The 17,695-nt window shown below is 64.9% G+C and carries 13 protein-coding genes and 1 rRNA gene; 9 read left to right on the top strand and 5 right to left on the bottom strand.

The genetic code is table 11. The features are described 5' to 3' along the window. Nucleotides 1–115: ribosomal RNA gene (rrf, locus tag GBB11_RS09025) — 5S ribosomal RNA — on the top strand; the annotation flags it as partial. 232 nt (nt 116–347) lie between these two features. Then, nucleotides 348–1,067 carry a hypothetical protein gene (locus tag GBB11_RS09020; protein WP_151550303.1) on the top strand — a complete coding sequence of 240 codons (720 nt, stop codon included), beginning with the start codon at nt 348–350 and terminating at the stop codon, nt 1,065–1,067. 72 nt (nt 1,068–1,139) lie between these two features. Here the strand turns inward: GBB11_RS09020 and GBB11_RS09015 are convergent, their stop codons facing one another. From GBB11_RS09015 to GBB11_RS09005, 3 genes are read right to left on the bottom strand one after another with little or no spacing between them, the layout of a single operon-like run. Continuing rightward, the gene (locus GBB11_RS09015) at nt 1,140–3,722 is read right to left on the bottom strand and encodes an ABC transporter permease (RefSeq protein WP_151550302.1); all 2,583 of its coding nucleotides are present in this window, start codon (nt 3,720–3,722) and stop codon (nt 1,140–1,142) included. Next, nucleotides 3,723–4,526, bottom strand: coding sequence for an ABC transporter ATP-binding protein (locus GBB11_RS09010; protein ID WP_370513528.1), 804 nt, complete (start codon nt 4,524–4,526; stop codon nt 3,723–3,725). It lies immediately after the preceding gene. Continuing rightward, nucleotides 4,504–5,511, bottom strand: coding sequence for a pseudouridine synthase (locus GBB11_RS09005; protein ID WP_151550301.1), 1,008 nt, complete (start codon nt 5,509–5,511; stop codon nt 4,504–4,506). Before GBB11_RS09005 ends, GBB11_RS09010 begins: the two co-directional genes overlap by 23 nt. A 138-nt stretch (nt 5,512–5,649) precedes the next feature. On the opposite strand from GBB11_RS09005, the gene GBB11_RS09000 reads away from it, so the two are divergent. Both GBB11_RS09000 and tgt read left to right on the top strand, forming a co-directional pair. Then, nucleotides 5,650–8,061, top strand: coding sequence for an MMPL family transporter (locus GBB11_RS09000; protein ID WP_151550300.1), 2,412 nt, complete (start codon nt 5,650–5,652; stop codon nt 8,059–8,061). 20 nt (nt 8,062–8,081) lie between these two features. Next, nucleotides 8,082–9,317: a tRNA guanosine(34) transglycosylase Tgt gene (gene tgt / locus GBB11_RS08995; RefSeq protein ID WP_151550299.1), complete on the top strand. Its 1,236-nt coding sequence runs from the start codon at nt 8,082–8,084 to the stop codon at nt 9,315–9,317. Here the strand turns inward: tgt and GBB11_RS08990 are convergent. Further along, nucleotides 9,314–9,892 (bottom strand): RNA polymerase sigma factor, encoded by a 579-nt coding sequence (locus tag GBB11_RS08990; protein WP_151550298.1) that lies wholly within the window; start codon nt 9,890–9,892, stop codon nt 9,314–9,316. The genes tgt and GBB11_RS08990 overlap by 4 nt on opposite strands. Before the next feature lie 162 nt (nt 9,893–10,054). Here GBB11_RS08990 and GBB11_RS08985 point away from each other — a divergent pair, with 162 nt between their 5' ends. From GBB11_RS08985 to mmsB, 3 genes are all read left to right on the top strand, one after another. Then, entirely contained in the window at nt 10,055–11,602 is a 1,548-nt protein-coding gene (locus GBB11_RS08985) for a catalase (RefSeq protein ID WP_151550297.1), read from the top strand. A 152-nt stretch (nt 11,603–11,754) separates the two neighbouring features. Then, nucleotides 11,755–13,287 carry a CoA-acylating methylmalonate-semialdehyde dehydrogenase gene (locus GBB11_RS08980; protein ID WP_151550296.1) on the top strand — a complete coding sequence of 511 codons (1,533 nt, stop codon included), beginning with the start codon at nt 11,755–11,757 and terminating at the stop codon, nt 13,285–13,287. An 18-nt stretch (nt 13,288–13,305) separates the two neighbouring features. Further along, nucleotides 13,306–14,187, top strand: a complete 882-nt coding sequence (mmsB, locus tag GBB11_RS08975; RefSeq protein WP_151550295.1) for a 3-hydroxyisobutyrate dehydrogenase — start codon at nt 13,306–13,308, stop codon at nt 14,185–14,187. On the opposite strand, the gene GBB11_RS08970 is transcribed toward mmsB, so the two are convergent. Continuing rightward, entirely contained in the window at nt 14,188–14,763 is a 576-nt protein-coding gene (locus tag GBB11_RS08970) for a TetR/AcrR family transcriptional regulator (RefSeq protein ID WP_151550294.1), read from the bottom strand. Between the two features lie 53 nt (nt 14,764–14,816). On the opposite strand from GBB11_RS08970, the gene GBB11_RS08965 reads away from it, so the two are divergent. After that, nucleotides 14,817–16,199, top strand: a complete 1,383-nt coding sequence (locus tag GBB11_RS08965) for a GntP family permease (RefSeq protein WP_151550471.1) — start codon at nt 14,817–14,819, stop codon at nt 16,197–16,199. A gap of 94 nt (nt 16,200–16,293) precedes the next feature. After that, entirely contained in the window at nt 16,294–17,667 is a 1,374-nt protein-coding gene (locus GBB11_RS08960) for an HNH endonuclease signature motif containing protein (protein WP_151549699.1), read from the top strand. The last annotated feature ends 28 nt before the right edge of the window (nt 17,668–17,695 follow it).

Raw genomic sequence — 17,695 nt, 5'->3', positions numbered from 1 at the left:
CGGTGGTTATAGCATCGGGGACACGCCCGGTCCCATTCCGAACCCGGAAGCTAAGCCCGACAGCGCTGATGGTACTGCACCCGGGAGGGTGTGGGAGAGTAAGTCACCGCCGACCTAAAACTTCACATAACCCCAAGGCGGGGGAGAAGGCGAACACACCATTCACCTCCTCCCCCGCCTTCAGGCATGCCTGCACATCCCTGACGCCAGCATGAATATTATGTCACGAAATAAACATTAGTTCACAGAAGTTTACTGTAGTAATATTCGTGAGCGTAAGAATATGTTTCTCGCTAGCTGGCGGGCTGTCGTGGCTCGGCGCTGGTTCCTAATACAAAGGTTGATTTATGGCACACAGCAAGACCCTCGCCGCAGTCCTCGCGGCCGTCGGAATCGCTTTCGCCGGGGTGCAGCCCGCCCAGGCCGAGGTGCAGATTCCCTCCATCGATTTGGCGCAGCCGGGTGGAGTGAACGTCGATACGCTGCTCGACTTGGCTAGTAGCCAGTCGGAGGAGATACAGCAGGCCATCGCGGCCGTCATGGATGAGGCTGAGGATACTGACCTCTCGGCGCTGTCCTCTACACTCCCGCAGGGAGTCACGGAGACCAAGGCCGTGCAGCGCGGGGACTCCACGGAGAAGAGCAAGTTCTACTATCCCGCTCCCGTGCTCGGCTGCGGTATCGGCGATCTGCCGGTGACCGGTGCACTGGCAACCGTGCAACCCGGCCCCAACTATGGTGCTGGGCCGCTGCTAGGCAAGGGCAATCTCCTGAACCCTCATATCCCCGCCGAGCACGCGTACTTCCACGTCTTCAGCGTGGATGAGCGTCTCGCGCCGACGGTGAAGGGCACGGATATGAAGGTGGCGTGGCTGAATCTGAAGACCATGAAGGGCGGAGTGAACGCCTTGGATGAGAGCTTCCTCGGTGCGAATGTGCACGCCCAGACCTCGGCGCTGGTGAACACCGGCTCCGGCCCCGTGATTGCCGCGATTGCTGGCACCACGGCCTACGGCGAGGATAGCTGCACGGTGCTGCCGACCGTGGGCTCGACCACCGTCTCTTAATTCGCCCAAAGAGAGACTAGAAGGGGCCGGATGTGATGAGTTCGCGTCCGGCCCCTGATCGATGTCGTGGCGCTAGTCCGTGATCGCCTCGAGCGGGCGCGTCCGCGCGGCCGTCGCCGCCGGCCAGAGGGCAGCGAGCACGCCGACCAGCATGGAGCCGGCGAGCATGATCCCGACGGTGCCCCAGGGGATGACGATCGCCGTAAGACCGGTGTCTTTAAGATTCTCGAGGAAGGCGCAGCCCACGGCGATGCCGACAACGGCACCGACGACGGCGCCATAGAGGGCGATTACCGCGGATTCGAGATAGAACATGATGCGCACCTGTCGGCGCTGCATGCCGACTGCCCGCAGCATGCCGATCTCTTGGCGGCGCTCGATCACCGAGAGCGCGAGGGTATTCACGATGCCCAGAATGGCCACGATCACCGCCAGCGCCAGCAGCCCGTAGAGAATGGAGAGCATGCCCCGCACCTCGCTGGCGGCTTGCCCCTTCACCTCATCGGGATCCTTGACCGAGGTCACCAGATCCCGATCGACCTCCTTGTCCAGCGCCGCCCGCACCTGGGCGGGGCTAAAGCCCGCCGCGGAGTGCACATAGATCTCTTGGGGCACCAGGCCGGTCTGATCGATGAGTTCCGCGGCGCTCGCCCGAGAGAGAACGCCGGCGTACAAGGTGGAGGAATCTACTAGGGCCGTCACCGGCACCTCCACGAAGCTTTCTTGGCCGCGGATACTCACCCGAGCCCTATCGCCCAGTCCCACTTGCGCGAGGTCCGCGGCAGTTTTGCTGATGATGAGGCCTGGGGCGTCAAGGTTGATTTCGCCGTCCACCGCGGTGAAATTCACGCTATCCAGCATGGAATTGTCGGCCACCGGGGTGGTGGGCGGCCCGAAGTCATTGCCCATGGACACGTCATTGACCATGAAGGGGCCGGCGGAGACCACCGATATGGAGTCCACCTCGGGCAGGGCGGCGACGCGCTCCGCGGTGTCCTGCGGCATGCTTATTCCGGCGCCGCGTTCGCCGGTGAGCACAAAGTCGGCGGTGATGGAATCGTCCACGATGTCCTCGGTGGAGCGCTGCATAGAGGCAGCCAGCATGCCGATAGATGAGACCATGATCAGCCCCAGGGTGAGGGAGAAGGCGGTGGCCGCAGTGCGGTGCGGGTTGCGCTGCGAGTTGGTGGCCGCCAACCGGCCCACCGTGCGGAAGGGGGCGCCGAGGATCCGGCCCAATCCACCCACCAGGGGAATGGAAAGCGCCGGCCCGGCCAGCCATAGTCCTAGCACCAGCGCTAGGGTTCCGGCACCCACCAAGGACAGCGGTATGCGCAGGGCCTCGGTGTCGATGAGAACCGAGACCACGCACAGCACAGCGCCACTCAGTAGCGCCGCGGCGCCGGCCAGGGTGCGCCACTTCAACGAGGCGCGGGTGGGCGGCTGCGGCCGCATGGCTTGGACGGGGTGAATGGACCCGGCTTTGCGCGCCGGCGCCCACGCCGAGAGCACAGTGACCACCAGGCCCACGATAACCGGAGCGATGATCGTGGTGGGGGTGAGCGATACGCCAGCATCGGGCAGGCCCGCGTCGGAGCGATTGAGCAGCCAGGTGATCAGCCGCACGAGCCCCACACCGGCGAGAACGCCAAGCAGCGAGCCCACGAGTCCGACCACCACGGATTCCGCCACCACGGAGCGGGTGATCTGCGTGGCGGAGGCGCCCAAGGCCCGCAGCAGCGCGTATTCACGGTTGCGCTGGGCCACCAGCATGGCGAAGGTATTGGAGATGATGAAGGTGCTCACCAGCAGCGCGATGCCGGCGAATGCCCACAGGAAGTAGGTGACGAAGGAGAGGGCGGACTCGATACGTTCATTGGCTTGGTCTACGAGGTGCTGCCCGGTGCTGACCATGAAGTTCGGCAGGGCGTCGGCAAGCTCGGATTGCACGCTCTCGGCGGCGTCCGGGTCCTGCAGTGTCAGCGCGGCGAGCTGGGCATGCTCCCCATCGGTGAAGTGGGCGCGATAGTCCTGCTCCCGGAGCGCAATGGAGAGCCAGCCCGCTTGGTCGGAGGGGGCCTCGTAGATGCCGGTGACCTCTGCGTCGAGGCGGGTATCGGGGACCAGCACGGTCACGTGATCGCCGATGGAGATGCCGCCGCGCTCGGCGGCATTGCTGTTAATGGCGATCTGCCCCGCCGCGCTGGGCCGTGCGCCCTCGACGATGCTGCCCTGGCTGGGGATGTCCTCGCCGTGGAGAGTCTCCGGTGGCACGAGGGCAATGGCCTGGGTGGGGACCGCTCCGCTCTGGATGCGGGCGCCGTCGGGGTCGGTGAGGATCACGCTGGAGTCGCGGCCTTGGATGGACACGGCGCGCACATCTGGGCGGGCGCGCAGCTTATCCACCTCCGCGAAGGGGATTCCCTGGGGAGAGCGCTCGGTGCCGGCGACCACCACATCAATATCGTCGAAGGCGGTGGTCAGCGCCGAGTTCAGGGAGGAGGACAGGGTCGAGGTGAACATGGAGGAGCCGGCCACGAAGGCGGTGCCGAGTACCACGGCGAGCACCGTCAGCAGCAGCCGGAGCTTATGCGCGGCCACCGAGCGCAGCGAGATCGTGCGCATGCGCGGCGGCGTCATGGTCGGTGTCGCCATCTACCGGCCCTCGATCCCGGCCATGATGGACATGATCTTCTCGGTGGTGGGCTCGGTGATGTCATCGCGGATGCTGCCATCGGCGAGGAAGATCACCCGGTCCGCATAGGCGGCCGCCGCCGAGTCGTGGGTGACGATCACCACGGTCTGGTTGAGCTCGTCCACCGCCGCCCGCAGAATCCGCAGCACCTCGGTGGAGGAGTTGGAATCGAGGTTGCCGGTGGGTTCATCGCCAAAGATGATATCCGGCCGCGACACCAAGGCGCGGGCGACGGCCACGCGCTGTTGCTGCCCGCCGGAGAGCTCGGAGGGCTGGTGGCGCAGTCGATCCTTCAGCCCGAGCCGCTCGGTGACCTCCGTGAACCATGCTTCATCGACGCGCTGCCCGGCGATCCCCACCGGCAGGGTGATGTTCTCCGCCGCGGAGAGCGTGGGCACCAGGTTGAAGGACTGGAAGACAAACCCTAGGCGGTCGCGTCGCAGATTCGTGAGGGCGGCGTCGTTAAGCTGCGAGAGCTCGGTCTCTCCGATATAGGTCTCGCCGCTGCTCGGGGCATCGAGCCCGGCCATGCAATGCATGAGCGTGGATTTTCCGGACCCAGACGGGCCCATGATCGCGGTGAAGCGGCCGCGCTCGAATTCCACGGTGACATGGTTCAGCGCCACCACCTGGGCGCTGCCCTCACCATAGGATTTGTATAGGTTCACGGCGCGGGCCGCGGGGATGGTGGGCATGGGGTCCTCGCTCTCTACCGGGGTCAATGGATCGTATTCACGGCGCTTATCGACGCTCACTCGCTGCATGTCCCGCCGTACTGGTGCTAAATCTACGCCGCTGGCCGGTGAAAGGATCGGTGAACGCCAGATGGGTGGAACACAGCTGCAGAGGCGTGGCGTAGTTCTCGGGCTCGTCGGCTGCGACCGTGGGATAGAAGGGATCGCCGAGGATCGGCGCCCCGGCCGCGGTCATGTGGAGGCGCAGCTGGTGGGTGCGGCCGGTGTGGGGGTGCAGCTCATAGCGGGCCAGGGGCGGCTGGGGGCCATAGTCGGCTTCGAGGCGCTGCTGCTCGGCGGCGCTGAGCGGGGTCACGGCCCGCACCTCGGTAATCGCGTTGATCGCCGCGCCGGGCAGTTCCACGGCCTGGATCTCACCTGGGGTTTTGTGGATATGGGAGCGCCACACCGTGCCAGGGGTGATCTCCGCGCGCAGCGGCGCGATGGCCGTGTAGCGCTTGTCCACGGCCCGCTCGGCGAAGAGCCGCTGGTAGGCGCCGCGCACCTCGGGGCGGGTGGTGAACATGAGGATTCCCGAGGTGAGCCGGTCGAGGCGGTGGGCCGGCACCACATCCATGTTGCCAGTGCGACGGCGCAGCCGCACCGTGGCGGTTTCAGTGATGTGGCGCCCGCGCGGCATGGTGGAAAGAAACGCCGGTTTGTGCACCACCAGCAGGTTCTCATCGTGGTGCAGGATAGGGCAGTCGAAGGGGATGGGCGGCTCTGGGGCGGGGATGCGATAGAACCACAGATCGGCGCCCACGCTCACCATGTCCTGCGGGGCGTAGGCGCGGCCGGTGGGGGAGACCACTTCGCCGCGGCGGAAGCGGGCGAGTATGGCCGCCTCATCGTCCTCGGGGTGGCGGTGGCGCTGGTTGAGCACCACATCGGTGAGGAACTCGAGGGCGCTCACCGCCCCGCGCGGAGTGTCCGGCAGGCGGACGCGGGACGGGGAGAGGCCATCCTTGACGGGCAGAGGGGGTTCGCGGCGGCGCCGCCCAGAGGAGGAAGTCATCGTAGTGTTCAGCGTATCTAAAAACCGTGCTGTTACGTACGTGTCCATGTTGTTTACTAGCATGAGTGAGACAGTGCCGCCGCGTTGTGCGCTGGCCGAGCGAACCCCACGCTGGAGAAGAAGCGGAAAGAAGATACTGTGGCGAAGTTTTTGTATCACCTCGGCAAACTGTGTTTTCGGTTGAAGTGGATCGTGGTTCTGCTGTGGGTGGGCATTCTAGCGGCCGTCGGCGTGAGCGCCGTGGCCTTCCAAGACGGCTTCGATGATGCCTTCTCCATCCCCGATATGCCCTCCAGTGAGGCGGGGCAGATGATGGAGCACAACTTCGAAGGCGGTGTCTCCCCTGGCTTCGCCACCGACGTGGATCTGGTGTTCCAGGCCCCGCCGGGCGAGAAGCTGGCGGATCCGAAGAATCACGAGGCCATCCAGAAGGTGATTGACTCCCTGCGCGCGGATCTGCCCGAAGCCGCCGAGGAGCGCACCTTCGGCAACCCCGTGGATGTCAATCCCAAGCTCATCGAGGGCGTGGTGGAGCAATCCGTGGAGAAGGGCCTGCCCCGCGAACTCGCGGAAACCAATGCCTATTTCCTTCGCGTGCTCAGCGATGATGGCACCATCGGCACCACCCGCTTCGCCTTCGATGCCCCCGCGCCGGGGGATGTGAACCAGGAGCAGCGCGATGCGGTGAATAAGGCCATCGAGCTCGGCCGCGAGGCGGGAATCACCGTGGAAGCGGGCGGCCCGGGCTTCGCCGAGCCCATTGAGGTGCAGTCTAAGTCCGAGATGATCGGTCTCGGGGTGGCGCTGATCGTGCTGCTGTTTACCTTCGGCTCCGTGGTGGCCGCCGGCATGCCGCTGATTACCGCGGTGATCGGCGTGGGCATTGGCGCGCTCGGCATTGTGCTGGGTACTGCCGTGGTGGATCTGAATAACATCACGCCCGTGCTGGCGCTCATGCTCGGCCTGGCCGTGGGCATCGACTATGCCCTCTTTATTCTTTCTCGCTATCGCGCCGAGTTGGACGAGAAGGGCGAGGAGCAATCCCTGGAGGAGTCCGCGGGCATGGCCCTGGGCACGGCCGGTTCGGCGGTGGTCTTTGCCGGCCTGACCGTGATTATCGCCCTGGCGGCGCTCACCCTGGCGAAGATTCCCTTCCTTTCCTGGATGGGTATTGCCGCCGCGGCGACGGTGTTTGTGTCGGTGCTGATCGCCCTTACCTTCATCCCCGCCCTGCTGGGCGTACTCAAGGGGCGCGTATTTGGGTTGAAGATCCCCGGGCTGCGCTCCACCAAGCGCACGGCGGGCCCCTCCTATCAGCGCAGCTCTGGGCTGGCCTATCGCTATATCACGAAGGTGCAGCGCTATCCGGCGCTGGTGCTGGCGGCCGTGACCATCGGCCTGAGCGCCTTGAGCATTCCCGTCACGCACCTCGATCTGGCGCTGCCCTCGGACTCGGTGGCGGAGCGCGATACCACCCAGCGCAAGTCGGCCGAGCTCTTGGCGGAAGGCTTCGGCGAGGGCAAAAACGCCCCCTTCCTCGTGGTCATGGATGTCAGCGATATGAACACCCAGGCCGCGGCGCTGAACTCCTATCGCGCCGCCGCCGGGATCCCGGAGGATGCCGGGGTGGAGCAACTGGCGCCGCTGACCTATCAGATGGCGGCGGAGAAATTTAACGCCAACGCCGATGTGGCCCACGCCCAGGTGGTGCGGGTGAATAAGGCCGGCACCTCCGCTCAGGTTCTGGTGACCCCGCGGCTGGGCCCCAATGATCCGCTCTCCACCGAGCTGCTGCACGCACTGCGCGCCCAGGCCGAGGACCTGCGCCGCAGCCTCGGCATCGAGATCGGCATTACCGGCCTGACCGCCGTGCAGCAGGATGTGACCACCAAGCTCGACCACGCCATGCCCATCTATCTCTCCGTGGTGGTGGGCCTGGCCATCGTCTTGTTGCTCATGGTCTTCCGCTCGCTCATGGTGCCGCTGGTCGCTGGTCTCGGCTTCCTGCTCAGCGTCGGCGCCGCATTCGGCACCACCATCCTCTTCTGGCAGCAGGGGCTGTGGGGCATCGTGGACACACCCGGGCCGATCATTTCCTTCATGCCGATCTTCCTCATCGGCGTCACCTTCGGCCTCGCGATGGACTATCAAGTCTTCCTCGTCACCCGCATGCGGGAACGCTATATCGAATTGCAGAAACACCCCGAGGAGAACACCACTCCCTTCAGCTTGGTGGATGCGTCCACCGTCCAGGGCTTCCTGCTGGGCTCGCGCGTGGTCACCGCTGCCGCGCTGATTATGATGGCGGTCTTTTTCGCCAATATCTCCCAGCCGCTGCCCTTCGTGAAGATTTTCGGTTTCGCCCTCGGTGTCGCCGTGCTTGTCGACGCTTTCCTCATCCGCATGGCCCTCGTGCCTGCCACCATGTTCCTTTTGGGCCGGGCCACCTGGTGGATGCCGCGCTGGCTCGATCGCATCCTGCCCTCGTTGGATGTGGAGGGAACTAGCCTAGAAAAAGAGATGGAATCGACGGCGAGTGGGCGTCGATAAGCAGGAAAAGAGCTATAGCCATGAACTACTTTGATGTCACCAGTCGCCTCGAGGGCCAGCACGGCCGCGCCGGGGTGATTCACACCCCGCACGGCGATATTGCCACGCCTGCGTTTATTCCCGTGGCCACGAAAGCCACCGTGAAAACCCTCACCCCAGAGCAGATTCGGCTCAGCGGGGCGCAGGCGATTCTCTCGAACGCCTATCACCTCTACCTGCAGCCCGGCCCCGATATTGTGGACGAGGCCGGCGGCGTGGCCGCCTTCGAGAACTGGCACGGGCCCACGTATACCGATTCCGGCGGATTCCAAGTGATGAGTCTCGGCGTGGGATTTAAAAAGGTGCTGGCCATGGATACCTCTGGGCTTGATGCGGGGGATATTCGCGCCCGGAAGAAGGACCGCATGGCGCTGGTGGATGAGGACGGCGTGGATTTCCGTTCCATTATCGATGGCTCGAAGCACCGCTTCACCCCCGAGGTGTCCATGCAGATCCAGCATCAGCTGGGCGCGGACATCATGTTCGCCTTCGATGAGCTCACCACCCTAGTGGATACCCGCGAGTATCAGGAGCAGTCGGTGGCGCGTACCCACCGCTGGGCGCAGCGCTGCCTGCTCGAGCACGAGCGGCTCTCCGAGGAGCGCCAGCACCGGCCGGAACAGTCACTATGGGGCGTGGTGCAGGGCGCCCAATATGAGGACCTGCGGCGCCAGGCCGCTCGGGGGCTGGTGCAGCTGTCGAATGAGCAGGAGGAACAGGGCCAGCGCGGTTTCGGCGGCTATGGCATTGGTGGGGCGCTGGAGAAGGAGAATCTGGGCACCATCGTTGGCTGGGTGTGCGATGAGCTGCCGGAGGATCGCCCCCGCCATCTCTTGGGCATTTCCGAGCCGGACGATATCTTCACCGCCGTGGAGTCCGGGGCCGATACCTTCGACTGCGTGGCGCCGACGCGGCTGGGGCGGCGCGGCGGGGTCTATACCCTCGATGGCCGGATGAATCTGGCCGCCGCCCGCTTCAAGCGCGACTTTAGCGGCATCGACGAGGAGCTCGGCGGCTATGTGAGCGAGAACTACTCCCGCGCCTATATCCACCATCTGCTCAAGGCCAAAGAGTTTTTGGCCGGCACCCTCTGCACCATGCACAACCTCTACTTCATGGTGGGGCTGGTGGATCGTATCCGGGCGTCGCTGCAGGGCGGCTACTACTACGAGTTCCGTGATGAGTTCATGGGGCGCTACTACGCAGCCAAGCGCTAGGAGCTGCGCGCGGGGGAATCCTGGGTGGCGGTGGCGGCGATGATGTCCTGTCGGGCGCGCGCCACCCGGGAGCGGATGGTGCCGACGCGGCAGCCTGCGATCTTGGCTGCCTCCTCGTATTTATAGCCCAGTACCTGGGTGAGGATGAGGGCCTCGCGTCGATCTGGGGGGAGTTTTTCAATCACCATCCGCGCATCGATCCACTCGGGCAAGGCGGCCGGGGTGGTGGAGCGAGGGACATCATCGATTTCGGTGATGGATTTGCGGGGGCGCGCCATATCGTGGCGCACGCTATCGACCCAGACGCGGCGGGCGAGGGAGAGCAGCCAGGTGCGGGCGCTGGACTTGGCGGCGAACTTCGGCAGCGCCTTCATCACGCGAAGATAGGTTTCCTGGGTGAGGTCATCAGCGTGATCGCGGCCGGCGAGATGGGCGAGTAGGCGCCAGACATCTGCTTGGGTGGCCTGAATGAACTCCGTGAGGGCGGCTTTATTGCCGCGCCCAGCGGCGAGTGCGAGCTCGGTGACGTGCTCGTCATCGCGCTCGGGGTTCCCTGCGCCGGCGGGTGGTCTCATACCTGATGATCCTAGCAAAACGGATCGCGAACTAAGGCTTGGCTTCGGTAATGCCTATGGGTTATCCGGTGATTAATTGGAAATTCTGATACTATGGGTATAGTTATTAAGTATCAGGCATCAATTAGACGATGCCTATAAAAATTCCTTTGAGGAGGAGCTATGGCTGAACAGCACAATTCTGACCTAGATTCCATCGTCAATGGTGGTGCCCGCACCCCCGGCGGCGAGCAGACCACCCGCCTGAATGGCGCCCCTGTGAGCAGTGAAAACCACTCCGTCACACAGGGCCAGCAAGGCAGCGTCGACCTGCGCGACGTGCACCTGCTGGAGAAGCTTGCCCACTTCAACCGCGAGCGCGTGCCCGAGCGTGTCGTGCACGCTAAGGGCTCCGGCGCCTTCGGCGAGCTGCACATCACCGAGGATGTGTCCCGCTATACCTGCGCCGATCTTTTCCAGCCGGGGCGCGTCACCCCGATGCTGGCGCGTTTTTCCACCGTGGCTGGCGAGCAGGGCTCCCCGGACGGCTGGCGCGATGTGCGCGGCTTCGCCCTGAAGTTCTACACCCAGGAGGGCAACTATGACCTCGTGGGCAATAACACCCCGGTGTTCTTCATTCGCGACGGGATAAAGTTCCCAGACTTCATTCACTCCCAGAAGCGCCTGCCCGATACCGGCTTGCGCGATGCCAATATGCAGTGGGACTTCTGGACCCGCACCCCGGAGTCCGCCCACCAGGTGGCGTATCTCATGGGCGATCGTGGTATCCCCACGAACTTCCGCCATATGGACGGCTTCGGCTCCCACACCTACCAGTGGGTGAATGAGGACGGCGAGCGCTTCTGGGTGAAGTACCACTTCAAGACCCAGCAGGGCTGGGAGTTCTGGACCGATGAGGAGGCGGAGGCCGCCGTGGGCGCCAATGCCGATACCTCCCGCGAGGACCTCTTCAACGCCATCGAGCGTGGCGACTATCCGCGCTGGGACGTGAAGGTGCAGATTATGCCCCTCGACGAGGCCGAGGATTATCGCTGGAACCCCTTCGACCTCACCAAGGTGTGGTCCCAGAAGGATTATCCACTCATTGATGTCGGCTATTTCGAGCTCAACCGCAACCCGAAGAACTTCTTCGCCCAGATCGAGCAGGCCTCCTTCGAGCCCAGCAATCTGGTGCGTGGCATCGGCTTCAGCCCGGACAAGATGCTCATCGCCCGTAGCTTCGCCTATGCCGATGCGGCCCGCTACCGCGTGGGCGCCAATGCCCACCACCTGCCGGTTAACCGCCCGTTGAACGAGGTCAATACCTACGCCAAGGATGGCGCGATGGCCTATGAGTTCAATGATCCTTCCGATCCCGTCTACTCCCCGAACGCCTACGCCAAGGGCGCCGGTACGGACGATGATAAGGAGACCTCCGGTTCCGGCGTGACCGTGGGTGTGGCTGGGGATCTCGGATTGTGGGATGAGACCCACGGCACCGACTTCACCCGCGGCGCCTATGTGCAGCACCCCGAGGATGATGACTTTGCCCAGGCCGGTCTTCTCTATCGCGAGGTGCTTGACGACGCCGCCCGCGAGCGCATGGCCGGCAATATTGCCCGCGCCATGGCCGGGGTGAGCGAGCAGGTAGAGCAGCAGGTCTACGAGTACTGGGCCAAGGTGGATCCCCACCTTTCTCAGCGCGTCAAGGAGCTCTTCACCCAGAGCTAAAACTGCGCGTGATGCCCGCCCCTGTGTACCGGGGGCGGGTTTTTCGCGTCTGGGGTAAATGGTGTTCACCATCGCATAAACGCTAGGAATGTGATGAAGGACTCACTACGGTGTGGTGTATAGCACTTTCGCACAGTAGTAAGGAGACTCCTATGAAGACCATCAACCACTACGTCGGTGGCCGCGAATGGGCGGGCAGCTCCACTGCCACCCAGGACGTGATGAATCCCTCCACCGGCACTGTCCAAGCCCAGGTGCGGCTGGCCAGCACCGCCGATGTGCAGGAAGTCATCACTAACGCCCGCGTCGCCCAGCCCGAGTGGGCCGCGCTGAACCCACAAAAGCGCATGCGGGTGCTCATGGAGTGGATTCGGCTGATCAACGAGCACATGGATGAGCTGGCCACCGCACTGTCGCTGGAGCATGGCAAAACCTTCGCCGACGCCCAAGGCGATGTCCAACGCGGCCTCGAGGTGGTGGAAGTATCCCTCGGTGCCCCGCACTTCCTCAAAGGCGAGTTCTCCGACTCGGTGGGCACTGGGGTGGATACCTACTCCATGCGCCAGCCGCTTGGCGTAGTCGCCGGGATCACCCCCTTCAACTTCCCCGCCATGATCCCGCTGTGGAAGGCCGGCCCAGCACTCGCGGCCGGCAATGCCTTCATCCTCAAGCCCTCCGAGCGCGACCCCTCCGTGCCCCTGAAGCTGGCCGAGCTGTTCACCGCGGCCGGCGGGCCGGACGGGGTATTCAACGTGGTGCACGGCGATAAGGAAGCGGTGGATGTCCTCCTCGACTCCAAGGTGATCCAAGCGGTCGGCTTTGTCGGCTCCACCCCGATTGCCCAGTACATCTACACCCGCTGCGCCGAGACCGGCAAACGCGCCCAGTGCTTCGGCGGCGCCAAGAACCACATGCTCATCCTGCCCGACGCCAACCTCGACGAGGTGGCCGACGCCCTGGTGGGCGCCGCCTATGGCTCGGCCGGCGAGCGCTGCATGGCGATCTCCGTGGCCGTGCCCGTGGGTGAGGAGACCGCCACCGCGCTGCGCGAGAAACTGGTGGAACGCATCGAAGGCCTCAAGGTGGGCCACTGCCTCGACCCGGACGCCGACTATGGCCCGCTGGTGGCCGCCTCCGCGGTGGAGCGAGTGCGCTCCTATATCGACGCCGGAGTGGAGGCCGGTGCCGAGCTTGTCGTCGATGGCCGCGAGCGCGGCGCCACCGACAGCAGCTTCCAGGGCGAGGACCTCAGCGGCGGCTACTACCTGGCGCCCACCCTCTTCGACCACGTCACCCCCGAGATGTCGATCTACACCGACGAGATCTTCGGCCCCGTGCTCACCATCGTCCACGCCGACAGCATCGACGAGGCCCTGCGCCTGCCCACCGAGCACGCCTATGGCAACGGCGTGTCCATCTTCACCCGCAACGGCGGCGCCGCCCGCGATATCGCCCAGCGCATCCAGGTGGGCATGGTGGGCATCAACGTGCCCATCCCCGTGCCCATCGCCTATCACACCTTCGGCGGCTGGAAGGCCTCCGGCTTCGGCGACCTCAACCAGCACGGCCCCGACGCCTTCCGCTTCTACACCAAGACCAAAACCGTCACCTCCCGCTGGACGCGTGACGACGCCGCCATCACCCCCCACTCCGGCTCCCACTTCGTGATGCCGGTCGTGGACTAAAGAGAGAAGGAGAGAGCAATGACCACCATCGCTTTCATCGGCCTCGGCAACATGGGCGGGCCCATGGCCAGCAACCTCCACGCCGCCGGCTACACCGTCACCGGCTTCGACGTGATGGAACCGGCCATCACCGCCGCCCGCTCAGCCGGGATCGACGTCCACGATTCCGCCGCTGCCGCCGCCCGCGACGCCAGCATCATCATCACCATGCTCCCCAACGGCACGCTTGTCGACGCCACCCTCCGCGAGATCATCGGCGAGCACCCCGGCAACGCGCTCTTTATTGATTCCTCCACCATCGGCGTCGACGAAGCCACCAGCAACGCCGCCACCGCGGCCGCGGCTGGGCACCGCTACATCGACGCCCCCGTCTCCGGAGGTGTGGTGGGCGCCCGCGCCGGGAAGCTGGCTTTCATGGTCGGCGGCGAGACCGAGGCCGTGGAGCAGGCCCGCCCCGTGCTCGAGGTCATGGGTGCATCCCTCACCCACTGCGGCGGCCCCGGCGCCGGCGCGGCCGCCAAACTGTGCAACAACATGATCCTGGGCATCCAGCAGATCGCCATCGCCGAGGGCATGGTGCTCGGCGAAAGACTCGGTCTCAGCCCCCGCGCCTTCTTCGACGTGGTCTCGCACTCCACCGGCAGCTGCTGGGCGCTCACTACCAATTGCCCCGTGCCCGATGTGGTCGATAGCGCCCCCGCCAATAGGGACTTCGCCGCCGGCTTCTCCACCAACCTCATCTGCAAAGACCTCGCGCTGGCCATCGACTCCGCCACCCAGACCAGCACCGACACCCAGCTGGGGCGGCACGCCCTCGAGCTATTCACCCAGCTGCAGGACGCCGGGGAAGGGGAGCGGGACTTCTCCGTGGTGATCAACCAGGTGCGTGCGGCGCAGTAGTTAGCGTGGCTGCGGGTGGCCGTCGATAAGCGACTGCAGCTGTGTGGCATAGAAGCCCACCAGCTGCTCGTGGGGGAAGGAGGCAAACTCCACATCCCCGCAGCGGCGCATCAACGATAAGCCCGTGAGCAGGGACATCGCCGCCTGGGCGCGCAACCGCGGCGCGGGATAAGGATGCGGGGCCTCCGCCGTGATGCGGTCAGTGAGCACCTGCAAAATATCGCGCTGAATACGCTCACCGATCGCCTGCAGCGACGCCAAGGAACCATCCGCGATCGTCAGCGCCCGCACAATCGAATAAGGAGCGGCCCACGGTGCCGTCAGCGTCTCCTCGATCGCGGTGGCACCCAGCCGGACAAAAGGACCCGCAAACAGCGCCCGCGCCGACTCCGAAAAATCGAGAGTAGCCGCGAACAGGTTCTCCTTGCTGTGAAAATGCTTCACGATCAGCGCCGGCGACACCTCCGCCACCCGGGCGATCTCCTTCAACGACACCGCCGCGAAAGAGCTCTCCGCAAACATCTCGCGGGCCACCACCAGAATGCGGGTGCGGGCATTCGCCGAATCAGTGCTCATGCCCCGCATTATAAGTACACCGGCCAGCGCCGGTGCCCAGAAAGGCAGAAAACATGGTACTCGGACTCAGCGGAATCTTCCTCTCCCTGGGCGTGCTTCTCGTGCTCGCGTACCGCGGGCACTCCGTGATCATCGTCGCCCCCATCGCGGCACTGCTCGCGACACTACTGTCCGGAGCCCCACTACTGGCCACCTACACCCAGATTTTCATGCCGGCGCTCGGCGGGTTCATTATCAGCTTCTTCCCGCTCTTCCTCAGTGGCGCGATCTTCGGCCGGCTCATGACCAGCTCTGGACTCGCCGCGGACCTCGCCCGTGGCATCTCGGCGCTCTTCGGCCCGCAGCGCGCCATCCTCTCCACCGTGCTCGCCACCGCCTTACTCACCTACGGCGGTGTGAGCGCCTGGGTGGTGGCCTTCACTATCGTGCCCATTGCCACGCCCCTGTTTCGGCAGGCCGGGATCCCCAAAAGGCTCATGCCAGCGGCGCTGGCGCTCGGCACCATCACCTTCGCCATCGCCGCCCTGCCCGGCAGCCCGCAGGTACACAACGTCATCCCCACCCGCTACTTCGGCACCACCGGCTACGCGGCGCCCGTCGTGGGGCTCATCGGCTCTATCGCCATGTTCGCGCTCGGTATGGCGTGGCTTAACCGCCGCGCCCGGGCGCTCATCCGCGCTGGGGAACCCTTCGGCGACGATGAACCCGAGGACACTACTGTTTCGAACACCGAGCACGTGGCGCTGCGCGGACTGCGCGGGCTGCTGCCCATTGCAGTAGTGATCGTGATGAATTTCCTCTTCATCTACGTCCTCAGCGACGCCATGGACTTCTCCTACCTGGACTCAGAGAAATACGGCTCCACCACCATCGACGCCGTCCGGGGACTGTGGAGCGTCGTGGTGGCGCTGGCCACGGGCATCCTGCTGATCATGGCAATGCGCTTCCGGCACCTATCCGAGCTAGTGGCAGACCTATCCGAAGGCGCCAAAAACGCGATCCTTCCCGCGCTTACTACTGCCTCCGAGGTGGGCTACGGCGCGGTGGTGGCCTCCCTTGCCGTATTCGCGGTGCTTCGCGACGCCATCTTCGAGCTCGCCAACAACGCCATCTTGGTCGGCATCACCTCGGTGGCCGCGATCTCCGGAGTCACCGGCTCCTCCTCCGGCGGACTATCCATTACCCTCGAAGCCTTCGGCCCCGACCTAGCGGCGCTGGCAGCGCAACAAAACATCGACCCCGAGCTGCTGCACCGGCTCATGGCCATGGCCTCGGTGTCCTTCGACTCCCTGCCACACAACGGCGCGGTGCTCACGATGCTGCTCGTATGCGGAATGACGCACCGGCAATCCTACAAAGACATAGCAGTAGTATCCGTGGCCATCCCCATCGTGGTACTCACCGGCATCCTCGGCTGGGTGATGCTGCTCGGCTAGAGGCTGTGGATGAAAAAACGGGTTATGCACAGGATGGCGTCGATAAGCGCGCAGCGTGATGACAACGCGGGGCGGCTGGGCCACGATGTGAGCCATGACCACCCTGCAGCGCGCTCGCGCCGATCTCGCCGCCGCCCTCGAGGCCGCCGAATCGGTGCTCACTACGGCCAGTGACGCCGAGATCGCCGAGCAGTGGGACGAGATTGTCGCCATGGATGCGCTCATGGGACTTAAAGCACACATCGACGTGCTGCTCGCGCACCGGCTCGCCAACGGGCTATCCAGCGTGGTCGCCGGAACAGGGAAATCCGTGCGGGTGCTCGAAGAAGACTTCGGCTGGTCCCGCAGCCGTGCCACTACTGTCTCCACCCAAGCGCACCGGCTCTACGGGCCTATGGTGGATGACACCACCGAGGAGAACGACGAGGTCCGCGCCCACCGGGCGGAGGCCGCCGAGCTACGCACTGCCAGCGAACAACTCCTGCGCCGGGCCCTCATCTCCGCCGAAACCCGCACCGTCATCGAAACGAAACTCGCCAAACTCAAAACCGACAACGCCCTGATCCGCGAAACCCTGCGCAATCAGCTCGTCACCTACGCCGCCACCCATAGCTACGCCGACGTGCGCGCCGCCGCCATCGAACGCGTCCGCGCCCTCAACGCTCGGCTCGGTGCTAACCCCGAACGCGGCCGCCGCAAGCGCTTCTTCCGCATTACCCGCACCGACGAAGACGGCACCTGCTCCATCAACGCCAAACTCCCCGCCGCCGCCATTGCCGACTTCAAAGCACAACTCGACGCCGAACTCCGGAAACCGCGGCCCCACGGCGACACCCGCACCTTCGACCAGCGCAGTGCCGACGCCGCCTGCGCCGTAATGAACCGGGGCGACACCAGCCGTAGCAGCGCCATGGTGTTCAGCTTCTCCGCCAAAGACTTCGACCGCGAGGACCTCATCGCCGCCGGCTACACCCTGCCCACCAACACCGGAATCAACCTCACCCTCGACCAGATCGAAGAACTCGGGGCCAACAAATACGGCTTCTACGTAATCCACGACCCCTCCACCGGGATGGCGCTGCGCGTCGGCCGCATGCGTCGCACCGCCACCTTCGCCCAACGACTCGCCCTCTTCGCCTCCGAAGGGGTGTGCTCCCACCCGGGCTGTTCCACACCGCTGTCGCGATCCGACATCCACCACATCACTGCGTGGGAACACGGCGGCACTACTGACATAGAAAACCTCACCGCGAGATGCCGCACCCACCACACCGACAACGACGATACCCACCGCGACCCGCGGCGACACCACGCCCGCCGCGACCCCCACACCGGAATCGTCGGCACCGCCCGCGGCACCCCGAACCCATCGGTGAACATCAACAACGGATACGCCGCCTCCCGCTCCGCCGGCAGACGCATCCGCCACCAACCATGGCCGCCCGGGTGTGAACCACCCGCGAGCTAACCCCTTAGTCGCCTCAGCCCCTCCGCGC

The sequence above is a fragment of the Corynebacterium sp. 74A genome (assembly GCF_008930665.1).
GTDB lineage: Bacteria > Actinomycetota > Actinomycetes > Mycobacteriales > Mycobacteriaceae > Corynebacterium > Corynebacterium megadyptis.
This window is presented reverse-complemented; position numbering and strand designations above follow the sequence as displayed.

What these genes read in the sequence shown, in the direction of transcription:
- GBB11_RS09020 (WP_151550303.1), top strand. Translation starts at nt 348, where the DNA reads ATGGCACACAGCAAGACCCTCGCCGCAGTCCTCGCGGCCGTCGGAATC.
- GBB11_RS09015 (WP_151550302.1), bottom strand. Translation starts at nt 3,722, where the DNA reads ATGGCGACACCGACCATGACGCCGCCGCGCATGCGCACGATCTCGCTG.
- GBB11_RS09010 (WP_370513528.1), bottom strand. Translation starts at nt 4,526, where the DNA reads ATGCAGCGAGTGAGCGTCGATAAGCGCCGTGAATACGATCCATTGACC.
- GBB11_RS09005 (WP_151550301.1), bottom strand. Translation starts at nt 5,511, where the DNA reads ATGACTTCCTCCTCTGGGCGGCGCCGCCGCGAACCCCCTCTGCCCGTC.
- tgt (WP_151550299.1), top strand. Translation starts at nt 8,082, where the DNA reads ATGAACTACTTTGATGTCACCAGTCGCCTCGAGGGCCAGCACGGCCGC.
- GBB11_RS08990 (WP_151550298.1), bottom strand. Translation starts at nt 9,892, where the DNA reads ATGAGACCACCCGCCGGCGCAGGGAACCCCGAGCGCGATGACGAGCAC.
- GBB11_RS08985 (WP_151550297.1), top strand. Translation starts at nt 10,055, where the DNA reads ATGGCTGAACAGCACAATTCTGACCTAGATTCCATCGTCAATGGTGGT.
- GBB11_RS08980 (WP_151550296.1), top strand. Translation starts at nt 11,755, where the DNA reads ATGAAGACCATCAACCACTACGTCGGTGGCCGCGAATGGGCGGGCAGC.
- mmsB (WP_151550295.1), top strand. Translation starts at nt 13,306, where the DNA reads ATGACCACCATCGCTTTCATCGGCCTCGGCAACATGGGCGGGCCCATG.
- GBB11_RS08970 (WP_151550294.1), bottom strand. Translation starts at nt 14,763, where the DNA reads ATGAGCACTGATTCGGCGAATGCCCGCACCCGCATTCTGGTGGTGGCC.
- GBB11_RS08965 (WP_151550471.1), top strand. Translation starts at nt 14,817, where the DNA reads ATGGTACTCGGACTCAGCGGAATCTTCCTCTCCCTGGGCGTGCTTCTC.
- GBB11_RS08960 (WP_151549699.1), top strand. Translation starts at nt 16,294, where the DNA reads ATGACCACCCTGCAGCGCGCTCGCGCCGATCTCGCCGCCGCCCTCGAG.